Raw genomic sequence first — 17,399 nt, 5'->3', positions numbered from 1 at the left:
CATCAGCGAATCCCGGCCACCTGTTCGGCGATGAAGTCGAGGAAGCGCGGGTCGCAGGCGTAGGCGATGTTGATGCGTAGGGACAGCCGGCCGGCCGCCTTGCCCGTCGAGAACACCGAACCGGGGGCGAGGAAGATGCCCCGGTCGGCGGCGGCGCGGACCAGCGCCGTCTCCTCCAGCCCCTCGGGCAGGCTGCCCCAGATGTAGTAGCCGCCGGCCGGGGCGGCGGGGACGGCGATGCCGACCCGCTCCAGCGCCGCCAGCGCGTCGGCGCTCGCCGTTTCGATCCGCGTCTTCAGCCGGCGCAGATGGCGCAGATACTGCCCGCCGGCGATCAGCGTGAAGACCAGCCGCTCCACATAGTCGGACGTGCTGACCACGGTCAGCATCTTCAGGTCGCACAGGGTCTGCGCCAGGGCCGGCGAGGCGGCGATGTAGCCGACGCGCAGGCTGGCCGACAGCGTCTTCGAGAAGGTGCCGATGTAGATCACCCGCTCCAGCTGGTCGAGCGCGGCAAGGCGCGGGGCGGAGGCGGGCAGCACGTCGGCGAAGGGGTCGTCCTCGACGATGGTGACGTTGTGCTGGGCGGCGATCTGCAACAGCCGGTGCGCCACTGCGATGGAGATCGACCCGCCGGTCGGGTTGTGGGCCAGCGACTGGGTGAAGAAGATCTTGGGCTTCAGCGCCTCGATCTTCGCCGCGAACTCCTCCAGGTCGGGGCCGTCGGGCTGGCGCCGCACCCCGGCCACCGTCACCTTCGCCAGCTTCAGCTTGCCGAACAGCGGATAATAGCCGGGCGTGTCGACCAGCGCCGTGTCGCCCGGTTCCAGCAGTTGCCGGCACACCAGATCCAGCGCGTGGTTGGCGCCCTGGGTCAGCAGGATGCGTTCGGGGGCGGCCGCGATCGAGCGCTCCGCCAGCGTCAGCGCGATGCGCTCCCGCAAGGGGGCGTAGCCCCACGGATTGCCGTAGCCGTGGTCGAGGCTGCTGCCCCCCGCCGGCCGCACCAGCCGGGCGTGGGCGCCGACCTCCAGCCGCTCCAGCCAGGAGGGGGGCGGGCGGCCATCGCCGACCCGCACGCTGTACTGCCGCTCCAACTGCTCGCGCAGCAGGGAGACATGGTCCATCGCCTCGGCCAGATGCGGCCCGCGCGGCCCCCTCTTCGGCGTTTCCGCGCGGGCGACGTAATAGCCGGAGCCCTGCTTGGCCTCCAGCCGGCCCATCGACACCAGCCGGTCGTAGGCCTCCGCCATCGTGTTCTTGGAGACGCCGTGCTCCTGCGCCCCGGCGCGCACCGAATGCAGGCGGTCGCCCGGCTTCAGCAGGCCACGGTCGATCTGTTCGGTGATCCGGTCGACGATGTCGGTGATCCGGCTCATCGGCTGCTCCTGACTGTCCCCGTCGAACGCCTGGGACAGTCGGACCAAAAAACCGCCGAACTGTCCCTTGCTCCGTCCCTTCGTATCACAGACCATTGTCATCACAAACAAAATGGCTGCGTTCCCAGAGGAGATCGTCCCCGTGCCCAACACGCCCCGGAATTCCCGGATCTCGGGCTTTCACCGCATGTCGCCGCAGGAGCGGCGCGACACGGTCGCCGGCTTCGCCGGGCTGGACGCCGCCGCCGTGGAACGGCTCGCCGACACCGGCAACCTCGACGCCGGGCTGGCCGACCGGCTGATCGAGAACGTCGTCGGCACCATGAACATCCCGCTCGGCGTCGCCACCAACATGAAGGTCGACGGCGAGGACGTGCTGATCCCGATGGCGACGGAGGAATCCTCGGTCGTCGCGGCGGTCTGCAACGCCGGGCGGCAATGCTACGAGACCGGCGGCTTCACGACGTCGCTGTCCGGCACGCTGATGATCGCCCAGATCCAGGCGGTCGGCGTCGCCGACCCGCACGCGGCGCGGCTGCGCATCCTTGACCGCCGCGACGCCATCAAGGAGGTGTGCGACGGCTGCGACCCGATCCTGCTGGGCCTGGGCGGCGGCTTCCGCGACGTCGAGGTGCGGGTGCTGGAGACGGCCGGCGGCACCATGCTGATCACCCACCTGATCGTCGACACCCGCGACGCGATGGGCGCCAACGCCGTCAACACCATGGCGGAGAAGCTGGCGCCGCGCGTCGAGGAATGGACCGGCGGCCGGGTCTATCTGCGCATCCTGTCGAACCTCGCCGACCGCCGGCTGGCACGGGCGCACGCGGTCTGGCACCTCGACGCGATCGGTGGTCAGGGCGGCGGCGAGGCGGTGCGCGACGGCATCGTCAGCGCCTACCAGTTCGCCGCCGCCGATCCCTACCGCGCGGCGACGCACAACAAGGGCATCATGAACGGAGTCAGCGCCGTCGTGCTCGCCACCGGCAACGACACCCGCGCGGTGGAGGCCGGCGCCCACGCCTACGCCGCCCGCAACGGCTCCTACAGCAGCCTGACCCGCTACGAGGTCACCAAGGACGGCCATCTCAGCGGCTCGATCGAGCTGCCGATGGCGGTCGGGCTGATCGGCGGCGCCACCAAGCTGCACCCGACGGCGCAGACCTGCCTGAGGATCGTCGGCGCCACCTCGGCGGAGCGGCTGGCCCGCGTCATCGCGGCGGTCGGTCTGGCGCAGAACTTCTCGGCGCTGAAGGCGCTGGCGACCACCGGCATCCAGAAGGGCCACATGGCGCTGCATGCCCAGAACATCGCCATGATGGCCGGCGCCGTCGGCGAGGAGATCGAGCGGGTGGCCCGCACCCTGGTCGAGCGCGGCACCGTGCGCATCGACGTGGCGCAGGCGGTGCTGAGCGAGCTGCGCGGGGCGTAAAGGTCAGGGTGGGGCACCACTCCGCCGAACGAAAAGAGACACAACGGAGGAAACGATGATCAAGCGTGGGCTTCTGGGCGGTTCCGCCCTTTCGGGCGCCATTCTCAGCGCGGCGCTTCTGCTCGCCACCGCCGCCCCGGCCTCGGCGCAGATCGCCGGCAACAAGGTCAAGCTGGGCGTGCTGACCGACATGAGCGGCTTCGCCGCCGATTCCACCGGCATGGGCTCCGTCGTCGCGGCCCAGCTCGCGGCGGAGGATTTCGCCAAGGAGCTGCCCGGCGTCACCATCGAGGTCGTGCTCGGCGACCATCAGAACAAGCCCGACCTGGGCTCCTCCATCGCCCGGCAATGGCTGGACCAGGAGAACGTCAACGCCATCCTCGACGTGCCCTTCTCCTCGGTGGCGCTGGCGGTCAACGAGGTGACGCGCAACTCCAAGGCCATGTTCATCGCGTCCGGCCCCGGCACCACCGAGCTGACCGGGCCGAAATGCTCGGCCAACACCGTGCAGTGGACCTACGACACCTACGCGCTCGCCAACGGCACCGCCCGCGCCGTGGTGGGGGAGGGGGGCAAGAGCTGGTTCTTCCTGACCGCCGACTACGCCTTCGGCCACGCGCTGGAGAAGGACGCCAGCGGAGTCGTCGCCAGCGCCGGCGGCACCGTGGTCGGCAGCGTCCGCCACCCGCCGAACGCGCCGGATTTCTCCTCCTTCCTGCTCCAGGCGCAGGCCAGCAAGGCGCAGATCATCGGGCTGGCCAACGCGGTCGGCGACACCATCAACTCGGTCAAGCAGTCGGTCGAGTTCGGAGTCACCGCCGGCGGCCAGCAGAAGCTGGCGGCGCTGCTGATGCAGCTCACCGACGTCAACGCGGTGGGCCTGCAATCGGCCCAGGGGCTGTACCTGACCGAGGCCTTCTACTGGGACCTGAACGACGGCACCCGCGCCTTCGCCGACCGCTTTGCCGCCAAGATGAAGGGCCGCCGCCCGACCGGTAACCAGGCCGGCGTCTACAGCGGCGCCCTGCATTACCTGAAGGCGGTCAAGGCGGCCGGCACCACCGACGCCGCCAAGGTGGCCGGCGCCATGCGCGAGCTGCCGATCGACGACGTGCTGTTCGGCAAGGGCAATGTCCGCGTCGACGGCCGCGCGGTGCACGACATGCACTTCTTCCAGGTCAAGAAGCCGTCCGAATCGAAGGCCGACTGGGACTATTACACCCACGTCAAGACCATCCCGGCGGCCGAGGCCTTCCGGCCGCTCGACCAGGGGAACTGCCCGCTCGCCGGGAAGTCCTGAACGGGCCCGCGGCGCAACGGCGGCGTGCTTGCGAGCGCGCCGCCGTTGCGCCGGAAAGCGCGGCTATCTATAAGGCAGGGGGTGAACCGTCCCCGAAGGCGCGATGATCGTTTCCTGCCCGAGCTGTTCCACGCGCTACACCCTGTCCGAAGCGTCGCTCGGGCCCGGCGGGCGCAAGGTCCGCTGCGCCAAATGCGGTCACCTCTGGTGGCAGCGGCCGGAGGATGAGCCCGACTTCGCCCGGATGCTGGCCGACGCGCCGACCGAGATCCGCTCCTCCCGACCGGCCGAATCCGCGGGGAACGGCGGCTTCGCCTTCCACAAGCTCGGCTTTTCCCGCCCGACCCGGCGCACGGTGATCGGTTTCGCGGTGCTGGGGCTGGCGCTGGCCGGGATCGCCGGCGGAGGCTTCGCCACGCGCGACACGCTGGTCCGCGCGTGGCCGCCGCTGGCGCTGCTGTTCGAGACGGTCGGCCTGCCCGCCGAGCCGCCCGGCGCCGGGCTGCAACTGCGCAGCGTCCGGTCCGAGCAGAAGAGCGAGAACGGCGCCACGGTCCTGCTGATCGAGGGCCAGATCCTCAACGAATCCGACAGCGACCGCCCGGTGCCGCGCCTGCGCGCCACGTCGCGGGACGCCGAGCACAAGACGCTGCAAAGCTGGACCATGGAGGCTTCGGCCCCCACCCTGCGTCCCGGCGAGGTGACGACCTTCCACCACAGCCAACCCGATCCCGGCGCCGTCGCCGAGGTGACGGTGACGCTGGACGGCCGCTGACCTTTTCTGACCTCTTCGTCTGGCCTTGTCTTTTCCGTTGCCGGGTCGGATCACCGGGCCGGGTGGAGCCCGGCGGCCGGGTGGGTCGCGACGAAATCCACCAGCGCCGCCACCAGTTCGGCGGCGTGGCCAGTGCGCCCGTGGGCGCGCGCCACGGCGATGTCGTCGGCCAGAATGTGCAGGATGCGCGCGTGGCCGGCGGGGCTGTGGGCCAGGCAGCAGCCCAGCTCCACCGCGACCATCTCCGGCACATGCTCGTGTTCGGCGATCGCGTCGATCTGCGCTTCGGTCAGATCGCTCAACGCGATGCAATCCTTGATCGTCAACATGGCGCGTTCCTCCCGGAACCGCCGGGCCCCATGGGATGGGGGACCATCGGCCGGCCGGGAGGGCGCCCCCGCGGAAAGGAGCAGCGGGGGCGTCGCCGTGTCGGTCTAATGGGCCATCAGCACCGGCAACCCGGCGTGATTGAGTACATATCGGGTGACTCCGCCCAGAATCATTTCCCGCATCCGGCTGTGCCCGTAGCCCCCCATGACCAGGAGGTCGGCGCCAAGTTCCGCAGCCTTTTTGGTGACCGTCTCGCCGACGGGTTCCGATCCGGGCTTGAGAATAGTTAACTCAGGGTTAACGCCTTGCCAAGCCAAATAATCGGCGATGCGGCGTCCTGCCGCAGCTTCGGTCGCCGACGTTTCGGCGGTCAGGGTGAGGACCCGGTCGGCGCCGCGCAGGAAGGGCAGGGCGGCGGCCACGGCGCGCGTGGCCTCGATCTTGCCGTTCCAGGCGATGGCGACGGTGCGGCCGATCTCCGCCGGCAACACCTTCGGCACCAGCAGCAGCGGCCGGCCGGACCCCAGCAGCGCGGTTTCCATGGTGGCGTAGCCCTGGGTGTCGGCGTCCAGCGAGGTGTGGGCGAAGACGATCAGGTCGGCCAGCCGGCCCTCGGCGGGCACCACGTCCTCGATGCGGCCGACGACCTCGCGCCACGCGGCCGACGGGGCTTCCACCCCGCCGGGAACGTCGCGCAGCTCGATGCCGGACTCGCGCACCGCGTCGTCGAAATGGCGGCGGGCGACGGCGCGGTGGTTCTTCGACTCGCCCTCCGCCGCGCGCATGATCTCGTCCACCATGGCGCCGGACATACCCTCGCCCAGCATCGGAACCGCGTCGCGCGGGTCGAGCGACACGAACAGCGCGACGATGTGGGCGTCGAAATCGCGCGCCACCGTCAGGGCGGCCTTCAGGGCGACGGGGTCGCTGTCGCCGCCGCCGAGCGGAACGAGGATGGTCTTGTAGGTCATGGACTCCTCCCGGACCGGTTCGTTCGGTCCTCTTGGACGGTTTCCGGGGCCGGGCCAGCGCTTGCTGTCTGGCCGGACCCGGCCGGTGCGAGGGACCGGGCGGCGGCGGGCGCCGCCGCTCTGTTCCGTCAGTGTAGCCGACCGGGAGGCGCTTCGCCGCCCGTCGTTTTGGAATTACGCCAGCGTAGCCCGAGCGTCGGCAAGCACATCCGCTGCAACCCTGCCAGAATCCAGGCGCGCCCAGCGGATGTCTCCCAGATCGTAGGATTCCTGCCGCTTCGCCACCTCCGCCGTCGCGTCGGAGGCGTCGTTGCGACGATTCGTCACGCGCGCGGCGCGCAGCTCCAGGGCGGCGTCGAGCCAGATTCCGTCGAAGCGCACCGATGCTGCGGCCGCGAGCGATTCGAGGGCGGCGCGTTCCTCCGGCCGGGCGCAGACCGCGTCGACGACCACGGCGTGGCCGGCCTCCAGAACGGTGCGCGCGCCGTCCAGCAGCGCGGCGTACACCCGCGCGGTCGTCGCGGGATCGTAGGCGTCGGGCGGCAGCCGCTCGGTTTCCGGAACCCCCCGCATCCGCTTGCGCAGCGCGTCGCTGCGCAGGATCACCGCCCCCGGAGCCGGTCCGAGAGCGGGGGCCAGGGCATGGGCGAGCAGCGATTTGCCGGTGCCCGACAGCCCGCCGACGGCGACGAGGCGCGGCGGCGGCGGTTCCAGCGCGGCGACGGCCTGATCGAATCCGCGCCGGGCCTCGGCCGCCAGCTCCTCTGCCTTGCCGGCTGACAGGGCGGCCGCGACGGCGGCGATCTTGGCGCGCACGGCGGCGCGCACCGACAGGAACAGCGGCAGCGCCGCCAGCCCGGCGCGGTCGCCGGTCTCGTCGAGCCAGCGGTTGAGCAGCGCGTTGCCGAGCGGGCGCAGACCGCGCCGCTCCAGATCCATCAGAAGGAAGGCCAGATCGTAGAGCAGGTCGGTGACGGCCAGGGTTTCGTCGAACTCGATGGCGTCGAACAGGGTCAGGACGCCGTCCAGCAGCAGGATGTTGCGCAGATGCAGGTCGCCGTGGCAGCGGCGGACGAAGCCGTCGCGCCGCCGCCGTTCCAGCAGGGGCTTCAGCCGGTCCAGCGCCGCCGCCGAACGGGCGGCGAGCCGGCCCAGGCGTTCCGGGGGGAACAGCGCCGGCGATTCCGCCATCTCGGCGATGTTGCCGTCCACCACCGCGCGCAGCGCCGCCTCGCCGCCGCCGTCGCGCCGGACCTCCGCCGCCGCGTGGAAGGCGGCGACGCGTCCGGCCAGCGCCCGCATGATCGCCGGGGTGAGCGCGCCGCGCTCGGCCATCCGGTCGAACAGGGCGTCGGCGGGAAAGCGCCGCATCGCCACCACCCAATCCACCGCCGGGCCGCTCCGTGCGCCGTCGCCGGCCTCGTCGAGGAACAGCCCGCCGTCGGGCCGCCGTCGGATCGCCAGGACGTCGCGGTACAGCGTGGGGGCGGTGCGGCGGTTGATCGCCAGCTCGGCCCGGCAGGCGGCCTCGCGCTTTTCCACCGTCGAATAGTCGAGGTAGGGGTAGCGCACCGCGCGCTTCAGCTTGTAGGCGCGCCCGCCGGCCAGGAAGACCACGGCGGCGTGGGTGTCGACGCGCTCCACCGGACGGCCGCCGTGGCTGCGCGGATCGCCCAGGAAGGCGAGCGTTCCGGCCTGACTCCTGTCGGTGGACGGGGCGGCGTCGATCGGCGGCATCCGGCCAGACTAGCAGTCTCCGGCCCGCGGCGTCGCTTGCGCTTTCGCGCTCGCTTCCATGCCGCATTGATGGTTGAATCGCCGTGTGTCAGGTCCGACATAGTTGGAGGTAGCGCCGATACGCCGGAGGACGGAGGGCGGTGCCCTTCGTTATGGTGGATCGCCGTGTCGTCGGAGGGGCAGCCCGTGAGCCGTCGGTCCTTCATCCTGTGCCTGTCCGCCGCCCTGGGTGCCCTGCTGCCGGGGCTCGCGGCGACCGCGCAGACGGTGGGGGCGGCCGGCGACCGCATTGGCGACTGGACCGTCGGCGGGCTGGCCTACACGGTGCAGACCCCGCCGGAAAACACCTTGTCCGGGTTGAACAGCAAGGTCCGCATCGGCGGCGCCTCGCTGCTGCCGCAGATCGAGCGCTACGCCAGCGTGCGGCCGTGGATCGGACCGGGCGCGCAGTCCTTCGACGGCAGCGCGCGCGCCTCCATGGCCGGATCCCTGGCCGGGACCGGCGGCACGACCGGGCTGATGGGCGGTGTCCTGATCGACGTGCCGCTCGGCTCCTTCGTCTTCACCCCCAGCTTCGGCGCCGGCACCCTGCCGCGCACGCCGCGCGACGGCGGGGCGACCACGGAGTTCCGGTCCCAGCTGGAGCTCGGCTATGAATTCGACAACAAGTCGCGCTTCAGCCTGGGCTACAGCCGCATCGCCACCGACGGCGGGTCGGCCGATGCGGCGTCGGTGCCGAACAACGTGTTCGGCCTCTACTACCGCCTGCCGTTCGGCGGGCCGTGAGGGCGCGCGGGACGACGACGATTCCGGCCGGAACCTTCCGGTGGTGCGACGAACGGTTCCACTCGCCCTTAACCGCATCTTAAACATGGTTGGTTCTAGTGGACGCGGATTGAACGCTCCCGGGGAAACGACCATGGCCACCAAGCGCAAGACCGCCGCCTCCGCTCCGCCCGCCCAGGTTTCGCAAGCGACCCCCGCGAGCGAACTGCCGTCCGCTGCCACCGATTCGGGGGCCGAGGTCATCCTGCGCACCAACTTCGCCGTGGCGGAACAGGACAGTGTCGCGCTGCTGCACGCCGCCAGCCTGCTGCTGGACGCCGACACGCCGGAAAAGGTCAACGTCGCGCTCGACCACAACCTGAAGCTCTGGATCGCGATCAAGGCCGTCCTGCTCAACGGCGACAGCCCGATCGAGCCGGAGGTGAAGGCCAACCTGCGCAACCTGGCGCAGTATGTCGTCGGCACGACGATGGAGGCCACCGGCGGCTCGATCGAGGAGCGGCGCCTGGTTTCGCTCGCCCGTCTCAACATGGGAATCGCCGAGGGGCTGCTGGGCGGCCAGCAGAGCAAGCTGATTCAGGACCGCGCCTATCAGATCTGGGAGGAGGAGGGACGGCCCCACGGCCGCGAGCAGGACCACTGGCTGCGCGCCGAGGCCGAGGTGACCGGCCAGTTGAAGGCCTGAAGCGGCTGAAAGCCGCAACGCGGGCAAGCCGTTAAGGCCGCAGGGCCGCCATTCCGTCGGGACATGACCGCCCGCGTCGCGACACCGTGACGCGGGCGGTTCCGCTTTGATAGACTGCCGGCCATCGTGACCTCCCCCCCCCAGACGACGTCCAAGCCTCACCGGCGGGTGGACAACACGCCGCTCGGCATCGCCGCGATGTTCGGGTCGGTGTTCCTCTTCTCGATGATGAACGTCCTGGTGAAGCTCCTGACCGAGCGTTTCCCGGTGGCCGAAGTCTCGTTCTTCCGCAGCTTCTTCGCGCTGATCCCGGTCTGCGTCGCCATCCATTTCGGCGACGGATTCGCGCGGACCCTGCGCACCCGTCATCCCTGGGGGCATCTGGGGCGGTCGATGATCGGGCTGACGACGATGGTCGCCATGTTCTGGTCGTTCCATCTGCTGCCGCTTGGCGACGCCATCGCGCTGAACTTCGCGGCGCCACTGTTCCTGACCGCGCTGTCGGTCCCGCTGCTGGCCGAGAAGGTCGGCATCCACCGCTGGAGCGCGGTGCTGGTCGGCTTCGCCGGCGTGCTGATCATCGTGCAACCGAGCGGCGACGTGCTGAATCTCGGCGCCATGGTGGCGCTGGGCGGCGCTTTCGGCAACGCCTTCGCGGTCATCGCCATCCGCCAGTTGAGCCGGACCGAGCCGCCCAACACCATCGTCTTCTACTTCACCCTGATCACCACGCTGGCGCTTGGGTTGGCGCTGCCCTTCGACTGGGTGACGCCGACCGCGACCGAATGGGCGCTGCTGGTCGCCATGGGGCTGCTCGGCGGCGGCGGCCAGATGCTGGTGACGCGGGCCTATTCGCTGGCCCCGGCCGCGGTGGTGGCGCCGCTGAACTACTCGTCGCTGCTGCTGGCGGTGCTGTTCGGCTGGGCGCTGTGGGGCGACGTGCCGACCGGGACGATGGCGCTGGGAGCCGCCGTGGTGATGGCGAGCGGCCTGTACATCCTGCACCGCGAGACCCGCCGCCGCGTCGCCGTGACCCGCGCGATCCCCCCCGGCTCCGGCGACTGACCCGCCTCCGGCGGCTCCGCCCGTCACAGTTTCGCCATCCGGCGATGGTGTGCTGTACCATCGCGCCGGTGGGCAAAACCGGCGGCGGCGCCCTATATGGTGGATGGCGCACGGCCACGAACGCGGAAGTGGGGTACGGCATGAGGCAGGACGCACGGCGGACCGACCCGGCGACGGACGCGCGCGGCGGCGACCAGGGCGGCGACCAGGGCCGCGCCTCCGCCAATTTCCTCCCCCCATCCGAACCGCGCGCCCGGCTGTGGCAGGCCCGTTCGGCGCTGCTGTGGGAGCGGCTGGGACCGGCCCTGTGGGCGCCCCTGACCATCCTCGGTGTCTTCCTGGCGCTCGCCCTGTTCAATCTGCTGCCGCATCTGCCGGGCTGGCTGCACGCGGCGCTGCTGGTGCTGCTGGCCGGCGCCTTCGCGCTGGCCGCCGTGGCCGGCGTCCGCCGCCTCCGCCTGCCGGACGAGGGCGACGCCCGCCGCCGGCTGGAGCGCGACAGCGGCATCCCCCACCGCCCGCTGACCGCGCTGCGCGACCGCCCGTCGGGCAACGACCCGCTGGCCGAGGCGCTGTGGCGCCTGCACCAGGAGCGCACCCGCGCGGCGATGCGCCGGCTGCGGGTGGCGTGGCCGGAGGCGACCGTCCCGGCGCACGACCGCTTCGCCTTGCGGGCGCTGGTGATCCTGCTGCTCGTGGTGGCCGGGGCCGCCGGCTGGGGCGACTGGCGCCCGCGCCTGATGGCGGCGCTGACGCCCCGCTTCGACGGCGGGCCGGCGACCGCCGTGGCGACGCTCGACCTGTGGGTGACGCCGCCCGACCACACCGGCCTGCCGCCGGTCTTCCTGAAGGCCGGCGCCACCGTCAACGCCCCGGCCGACCAGCCGGTGCCGGTGCCCGCGGGCAGCCAGGTGATGGCCCGCGTCAGCGGCGGCGGCGGCGTCCCGACCCTGGAGGCGGGCGACCGCTCCGCCGGCTTCGAGACGGTGGACGCCACCACCTTCCAGATCCAGCAGCCGATCACCGCCGGCAACCGCATCGCGGTGACCCAGGGCGGGCGGACGCTGGGGAGCTGGCCGGTCCGCGTCGTGCCGGACAGCCCGCCGATCGTCGCCCACGCCAACCCGCCCACGGCCGGCGAGCGCGGCGCCCTGCGGCTGGACTACGCCGCCCGCGACGATTACGGCCTGACCGAGGTGAAGGCGCAAATCCGGCCGGCCGCGCCGGCCCCCGCTTCCGCCCCTGGCCCCAACGAGGCCGCGCCCGGCGCCGCGCCGGCGCCCGCCTCCCCCTCCGCCCTGCCTCCGGCCCTGCGCGACGCCCCGCCGCTCGACCTGCCGCTGGCCTTGCCCGGCCTGCGCCCGAAGGACGCGCGCAACACCGCCTTCCACGACCTGACCGCTCATCCCTGGGCGGGGCTGCCGGTCACGGTGCGTCTGATCGCCACCGACGGCGCCGGCCAGACCGGCCAGTCGGAGGATGCCCCGATCGTGCTGCCCGAGCGGATCTTCAATCATCCGGTCGCCCGCGCCATCGTCGAGCAGCGCAGGATCCTCACCCGCCAGCCGGCGGAATCCCGCACCGACGTCGCCCGCGCCCTGGCCGACATCTCGGCGCGGCCCGGCCAGTACGGGCAGGATCTGGTGGCCTTCCTGGCGCTGCGCACCGCCGTCGCCCGGCTGATGCTGGACGACAGCGCGGAGTCGGTGCCGGCCCTCCAGCAGCTTCTGTGGGAAACCGCGCTGCGCATCGAGGACGGCGGGCTGTCGCTGGCCGAGCGCGACCTGCGCGACGCCGAACGCCGCCTGTCCGAGGCGCTCGACAAGAATGTCGGCGACGAGGAGCTGAACCGCCTGATGGACGAGTTGCAGGCGGCGCTCGACAAGTTCATGGACGCCATGGAGCAGCGGATGATGGAGGCGCTCCAGCGCGGCGAGCAGATCCCGACCATCCCGCCGGAGATGGCCGACCGCATGACCGACCGCAACGACCTCCAGCAGATGCTCGACCGCATGCGCGAGATGGCGCAGACGGGCTCGCGCGACGCCGCCCGCCAGATGCTGTCGCAGCTCCAGCAGATGCTGGAGAACATGCGCAACGGCGCCATGGCGCAGTCGGGCCAGCAGAACAACCAGAACGACGCCTGGCAGATGATGCAGGACTTGCAGAAGCTGACCCAGCAGCAGCAGCAGCTTCTCGACCAGAGCTTCCGTCAGGCCCAGGATCCCAGCCAGCAGCAGGGCCAGCAGGGTCAGCAGTCTCCGCGGGGGCGCCAGCAGCCGGGGCAGCAGGGCCAGCGCAACAACCAGGGCAACATGGCCGGCAGCCCGACCCTCCAGAAGCAGGCCGAGCAGCAGGAGGCGCTGCGCCGCCAGCTCGGCGAGCTGATGCGCCGCATGGGCGAGCAGTCCGGCGGCGAGATTCCCCGGCCGCTGGGCCGCGCCGAGCGCGCCATGCGCGACGCCGCCCAGGCCTTGCAGCAGGGCTCCCCCGGCGCCGCCGTGCCGTCGCAGACCCAGGCGATGGACGAGCTTCAGCAGAGCATGCAGAGCATGGCCGAGCAGCTCGCCAACCAGATGATGATGGGGCAGGGGCCGGCGATGATGGGCCAGCAGCAGCCGGGGCAGCAGGGCCAGGGGCAACGCCAGGGCCGGGGCCGCGACCCGCTGGGCCGCCGCCCGTCCGGCTACGGCATGCAGGATTCCAACGACGTCAAGATCCCCGAGCAGTCGGAGCTTCAGCGCGCCCGCGAGATCCTGGACGAGCTGCGCCGCCGCTCCGGCCAGTACAACCGGCCGCAGCCGGAGCGGGAATACATCGACCGGCTGCTGAAGCAGTTCTGAGCCGGGGACGGCGCTCAAGGGGAGGGGGCAAGGAACACCGGGCCGCCGTCGGGGTTCTTCCAGCAACGGATTTCATTGGAAGGACGCCGCAATGGCCCGGAAGACCGACATCTTCGCCCGCATCAAGACCGACCACGACACCATCCGCGCCCTGCTCGACAAGATCGAGCAGGCCAACGGCAACGGCCGCGCCGTCTTCGAGGATTTGCAGCGCGAGCTGTGGGCCCACGCCAAGGTCGAGGAGGGCGTCTTCTACGCCTCGCTGTCCAAGGCCAAGGAGGCCAAGTCGGAGACCGTCGAGGGGCTGAACGAGCATCACCTGATCAACGGCCTGCTCGACGAGCTGAACGCCATGAAGGTGACCGACAGCGGCTGGAAGGAGAAGCTCCAGGTCCTGGGCGAGCTGGTCCGCCACCACCTCGACGAGGAGGAGGAGGAACTGTTCGAGGAGGCCAAGGACGTTCTCGACGACGGCCGCGCCGCCGAGCTTGGCGGCTTCTACGGCGAGCGCAAGGACCACATCATGGCCGGTCTGGCGCCGCTGCCGAAGTGAGGAAGGCCGGCCGGGGGCGACTTCCTCTTGCCCCCCGGCCGCCCCCGTCCTAGGAACGGAGCAGCGCTTTCCGTTCCGAAGGTTCGTCCATGCCCCCCGCCCCCAAATCCGCCGCCGGCTCGCTGGCCTCCTTCTGCCCCTGGGCGGCGGAGCCGGGCGTGCGGGTCTATCTGCGTCCGGTCGGGCTGATGCCCATCGCCGCCTGGGCCAAGGGGGCGGCGGTTCCGCTGGCCGGCGGGCGCTTCGCCTTCGCCACGGCGGAGCTGATCGTCCGCCAGGGGGGCGGTCTTGAGGGGGACCGCATCGAGCGCGCCTTCGCGCCGCTCTCCGAGATCCTCGCCTGGGGCTGGGAGCGCGCGCGGGAGGTGGCCGAGGCGCTGGACCGCCAGCTCGGCGCGCTGACCCGCTCCCGCTCCCCCTTCGGCGGCGTCGACCTGGGCCGGCCCGCCATCATGGGCATCGTCAACGTCACGCCCGACAGCTTCTCCGACGGCGGCGACTTCCTCGATCACGCCGCCGCCATCGCCCATGGCGGGGCGCTGCTGGACGCCGGCGCCGACATCCTCGACATCGGCGGCGAGTCCACCCGTCCCGGTTCCAGCCCGGTGTCGCCGGAGGAGGAGGAGAGGCGCGTCCTCCCCGTCATCCGCCATTTCGCCGGCCGGGGCGCCACCGTGTCGGTCGATACGCGGCACGCCCGCGTCATGGCCGCCGCCATCGGGGCCGGCGCGCGCGTCGTCAACGACGTCGCCGGCCTCGGCGATCCGCTGGCCCTGCCGGTCGTCGCCCGATCGGGCACGCCGGTCGTGCTGATGCACATGCTGGGCGAGCCCGGCACCATGCAGGCGAACCCCCAATACGCCGACGCCGCCCTCGACGTCTTCGACTGGCTGGAGGAGCGCGTCGCCCGCTGCGCCGCCGCCGGGGTGCCGCCGGAGCGCATCGCCGTCGATCCCGGCATCGGCTTCGGCAAGACGGTGGAGCACAACCTGTCGATCCTGCGCCACACGGCGCTGTACCACGCGCTCGGCTGCGCGGTGCTGATCGGCCTGTCGCGCAAGGCCTTCATCGGCCGCCTGTCGCGCGGCGAGCCGCCGAGGGAGCGTCTGGCCGGCTCGCTCGCCGCCGGGCTGGAGACGCTGAACCAGGGGGCGCAGATCCTGCGCGTCCACGACGTGGCGGAGACCGCGCAGGCCCGCGCCCTGTGGGAGGGGCTGCACCCCCTGCAATCCCGCCTATGAACCCCGCCCGCCGTAACCCTTTCGCGCAGATGTGGGAAGGATGCTTGACCGCGCCGAGGAAACCGGTGGAAAAAGTCATTTCACAGTTTCCCCCGGCCGGCGTCGCCGGCCGTCGGGCATGTCCATTCCCGAGGTTCTCATGACGCGACACCTGTTCGGCACCGACGGCATCCGCGGCACCGCCAACGTCGATCCGATGACCGCCGAAACGGCCCTGCGCGTGGCGATGGCGACGGCGCTCCAGTTCCGGCGCGGCGACCACCGCCACCGCGTGGTGATCGGCAAGGACACGCGCCTGTCGGGCTATCTGCTGGAGCCGGCGCTGACCGCCGGCTTCATCTCGATGGGGATGGACGTCGTGCTGGTCGGCCCGCTGCCGACCCCGGCGGTGGCGATGCTGACGCGGTCCTTGCGCGCCGACATGGGCGTCGTCATCTCGGCCTCGCACAACCCCTACCAGGACAACGGCATCAAGCTGTTCGGCCCGGACGGCTACAAGCTGTCGGACGAGGTCGAGATCGCCATCGAGACGCGGATGGGCCAGCCCTTCGCCGCCGATCTCGCCGCCCCCTCCGACCTCGGCCGCGCCAGCCGCATGGAGGACGCGACCGGCCGCTACATCGAGTATGTGAAGAACACTTTCCCGCGCGGCCTGCGGCTCGACGGGCTGAAGATCGTCGTCGACTGCGCCAACGGCGCCGCCTACCGCGTTGCGCCCAAGGTGCTGTACGAGCTGGGGGCCGACGTCATCCCGGTCGGCGTCGCGCCGGACGGCACCAACATCAACAAGGGCTGCGGCGCCACCGCCACCCAGACCTTGCAGGAGCAGGTCGTCGCCCACAACGCCCATCTGGGCATCGCGCTGGATGGCGACGCCGACCGGCTGATCATGGTGGACGAGGCCGGGCGCCCGATCGACGGCGACCAGCTGATGACCCTGATCGCCTCCTCCTGGGCGGCGTCGCAGACGCTGCGCGGCGGCGGCGTGGTGGCGACCGTCATGTCGAACCTCGGCATGGAGCGCCACCTCGACGGGCTGGGCCTGCATCTGGCGCGCACGCCGGTCGGCGACCGCTACGTCGTCGAGCTGATGCGCGAGCGCGGGTACAACGTCGGCGGCGAGCAGTCGGGGCACGTCGTGCTGTCGGACTATTCGACCACCGGCGACGGGCTGATCGCGGCGCTCCAGGTGCTGGCGGTGCTGATCCAGTCCAACGGCCGGTCGGCGAGCGAGGTCTGCCGTGTCTTCGCGCCGGTGCCGCAGAAGCTGACCAATGTCCGCTTCGCCGCCGGCTCCAAGCCGCTGGACGATCTGACGGTGCAGGACGCCATCCGCGACGGCGAGGCGCGTCTGGCGAAAAACGGCCGCATCCTGATCCGCAAGTCGGGGACCGAGCCGGTGATCCGCGTCATGGCCGAGGGCGACGACGAGGCGCTGGTCCATCAGGTGGTCGGCGACATCGCCGAGGCCATCCGGACCAGCGTGCTGGAGGGCGCGCGATGAAGGGCCGCGTCCTCATCGTCGCCGGGTCGGATTCCGGGGGCGGCGCCGGCATCCAGGCCGACATCAAGGCGGTGAGCGCGCTCGGCGCCTATGCGGCGACCGCCATCGCGGCGCTGACGGCGCAGAACACCACCGGCGTCTACAGCGTGCTGCCGATCGATCCGGCCTTCGTGGCGCTCCAGATGAAGGTGGTGCTGGAGGACATCGGCGCCGACGCGCTGAAGATCGGCATGCTGGCCAACGCCGCCGTCATCGACGCGGTGGCGACCGAATACGAGGTCCGCGGCGGCAACGTGCCGCTGGTCGTCGATCCGGTGATGATCGCCAAGAGCGGCCATCACCTGCTGGAGCCCGAGGCGGTGCTGACGCTGCGCAAGCGGCTGCTGCCGCGCGCCGCCATCGTCACGCCCAACCTGCCGGAGGCCGAGGCGCTGACCGACGTGCCGATCCGCGACCTCGACGACATGCGCCGCGCCGCCGAACTGATCCTCACCTTCGGGCCCAAGTCGGTGCTGCTGAAGGGCGGGCATCTGGAGGACGACCGGCTCTACGACCTGCTGCTGACGGAGGAGGGCGAGACGGTGTTCCAGGGCGAGCGGGTCCACACGCCGCACACCCACGGCACGGGCTGCACCCTGGCCTCGGCCATCGCCGCCGGTCTGGCCCAGGGCCTGAGCACCCGCGACGCGGTCGCCCGCGCGCGGGCCTATGTCGAGACCGCGATCCTGACGGCGCCGGGGCTGGGCCATGGCCACGGGCCGCTGAACCACCTGCACACGGTGAGGGATTTCCCGTAGG

Annotated in this window: 15 protein-coding genes; 11 read left to right on the top strand and 4 right to left on the bottom strand. The window is 71.5% G+C overall.

What is annotated here, in order from left to right; all coding sequences use genetic code 11:
* Positions 1-2 precede the first annotated feature (2 nt).
* A complete protein-coding gene (locus tag JN22_RS04590; protein ID WP_085552795.1) occupies positions 3-1,379 on the bottom strand; it encodes an aminotransferase-like domain-containing protein in 1,377 nt (458 codons plus the stop codon).
* Between the two features lie 142 nt (positions 1,380-1,521).
* Between JN22_RS04590 and JN22_RS04585 the strand changes: the two genes are divergently transcribed.
* From JN22_RS04585 to JN22_RS04575, 3 genes are all read left to right on the top strand, one after another.
* Positions 1,522-2,811: a hydroxymethylglutaryl-CoA reductase, degradative gene (locus JN22_RS04585; protein WP_223677569.1), complete on the top strand. Its 1,290-nt coding sequence runs from the start codon at positions 1,522-1,524 to the stop codon at positions 2,809-2,811.
* 55 nt (positions 2,812-2,866) lie between these two features.
* On the top strand, positions 2,867-4,111 hold the full coding sequence (locus JN22_RS04580) for an ABC transporter substrate-binding protein (RefSeq protein WP_085552793.1): 1,245 nt from the start codon (positions 2,867-2,869) through the stop codon (positions 4,109-4,111).
* Positions 4,112-4,214: 103 nt separating this feature from the next.
* Positions 4,215-4,886 carry a DUF3426 domain-containing protein gene (locus tag JN22_RS04575; protein WP_085552792.1) on the top strand — a complete coding sequence of 224 codons (672 nt, stop codon included), beginning with the start codon at positions 4,215-4,217 and terminating at the stop codon, positions 4,884-4,886.
* 50 nt (positions 4,887-4,936) lie between these two features.
* On the opposite strand, the gene JN22_RS04570 is transcribed toward JN22_RS04575, so the two are convergent.
* The 3 genes from JN22_RS04570 to JN22_RS04560 all read right to left on the bottom strand — a co-directional run bounded on the left by JN22_RS04570 (position 4,937) and on the right by JN22_RS04560 (position 7,924).
* Positions 4,937-5,215 (bottom strand): hypothetical protein, encoded by a 279-nt coding sequence (locus tag JN22_RS04570; RefSeq protein WP_085552791.1) that lies wholly within the window; start codon positions 5,213-5,215, stop codon positions 4,937-4,939.
* 105 nt (positions 5,216-5,320) lie between these two features.
* Complete coding sequence (locus tag JN22_RS04565) at positions 5,321-6,187, bottom strand: universal stress protein (RefSeq protein WP_085552790.1); 867 nt, start codon at positions 6,185-6,187, stop codon at positions 5,321-5,323.
* A 174-nt stretch (positions 6,188-6,361) separates the two neighbouring features.
* Positions 6,362-7,924, bottom strand: a complete 1,563-nt coding sequence (locus JN22_RS04560; RefSeq protein ID WP_085552789.1) for a bifunctional aminoglycoside phosphotransferase/ATP-binding protein — start codon at positions 7,922-7,924, stop codon at positions 6,362-6,364.
* Positions 7,925-8,110: 186 nt separating this feature from the next.
* Between JN22_RS04560 and JN22_RS04555 the strand changes: the two genes are divergently transcribed.
* The 8 genes from JN22_RS04555 to thiD all read left to right on the top strand — a co-directional run bounded on the left by JN22_RS04555 (position 8,111) and on the right by thiD (position 17,398).
* A complete protein-coding gene (locus JN22_RS04555; protein WP_223677568.1) occupies positions 8,111-8,710 on the top strand; it encodes an acyloxyacyl hydrolase in 600 nt (199 codons plus the stop codon).
* Between the two features lie 133 nt (positions 8,711-8,843).
* On the top strand, positions 8,844-9,395 hold the full coding sequence (locus JN22_RS04550) for a DUF2934 domain-containing protein (protein WP_085552788.1): 552 nt from the start codon (positions 8,844-8,846) through the stop codon (positions 9,393-9,395).
* Between the two features lie 126 nt (positions 9,396-9,521).
* Positions 9,522-10,460: a DMT family transporter gene (locus JN22_RS04545; protein WP_223677567.1), complete on the top strand. Its 939-nt coding sequence runs from the start codon at positions 9,522-9,524 to the stop codon at positions 10,458-10,460.
* A 140-nt stretch (positions 10,461-10,600) separates the two neighbouring features.
* A complete protein-coding gene (locus JN22_RS04540) occupies positions 10,601-13,303 on the top strand; it encodes a TIGR02302 family protein (protein ID WP_085552787.1) in 2,703 nt (900 codons plus the stop codon).
* A gap of 91 nt (positions 13,304-13,394) precedes the next feature.
* Positions 13,395-13,856 carry a hemerythrin domain-containing protein gene (locus JN22_RS04535; protein ID WP_085552786.1) on the top strand — a complete coding sequence of 154 codons (462 nt, stop codon included), beginning with the start codon at positions 13,395-13,397 and terminating at the stop codon, positions 13,854-13,856.
* Positions 13,857-13,945: 89 nt separating this feature from the next.
* The gene (gene folP / locus JN22_RS04530; protein ID WP_085552785.1) at positions 13,946-15,097 is read left to right on the top strand and encodes a dihydropteroate synthase; all 1,152 of its coding nucleotides are present in this window, start codon (positions 13,946-13,948) and stop codon (positions 15,095-15,097) included.
* A gap of 139 nt (positions 15,098-15,236) precedes the next feature.
* Positions 15,237-16,601, top strand: a complete 1,365-nt coding sequence (gene glmM / locus JN22_RS04525) for a phosphoglucosamine mutase (RefSeq protein WP_085552784.1) — start codon at positions 15,237-15,239, stop codon at positions 16,599-16,601.
* Entirely contained in the window at positions 16,598-17,398 is an 801-nt protein-coding gene (gene thiD, locus JN22_RS04520; protein WP_085552783.1) for a bifunctional hydroxymethylpyrimidine kinase/phosphomethylpyrimidine kinase, read from the top strand. Before glmM ends, thiD begins: the two co-directional genes overlap by 4 nt.
* Position 17,399: the final 1 nt, after the last annotated feature.

The organism is Azospirillum agricola (assembly GCF_020005195.1).
GTDB classification, from domain to species: Bacteria; Pseudomonadota; Alphaproteobacteria; order Azospirillales; family Azospirillaceae; genus Azospirillum; species Azospirillum agricola.
This window is presented reverse-complemented; position numbering and strand designations above follow the sequence as displayed.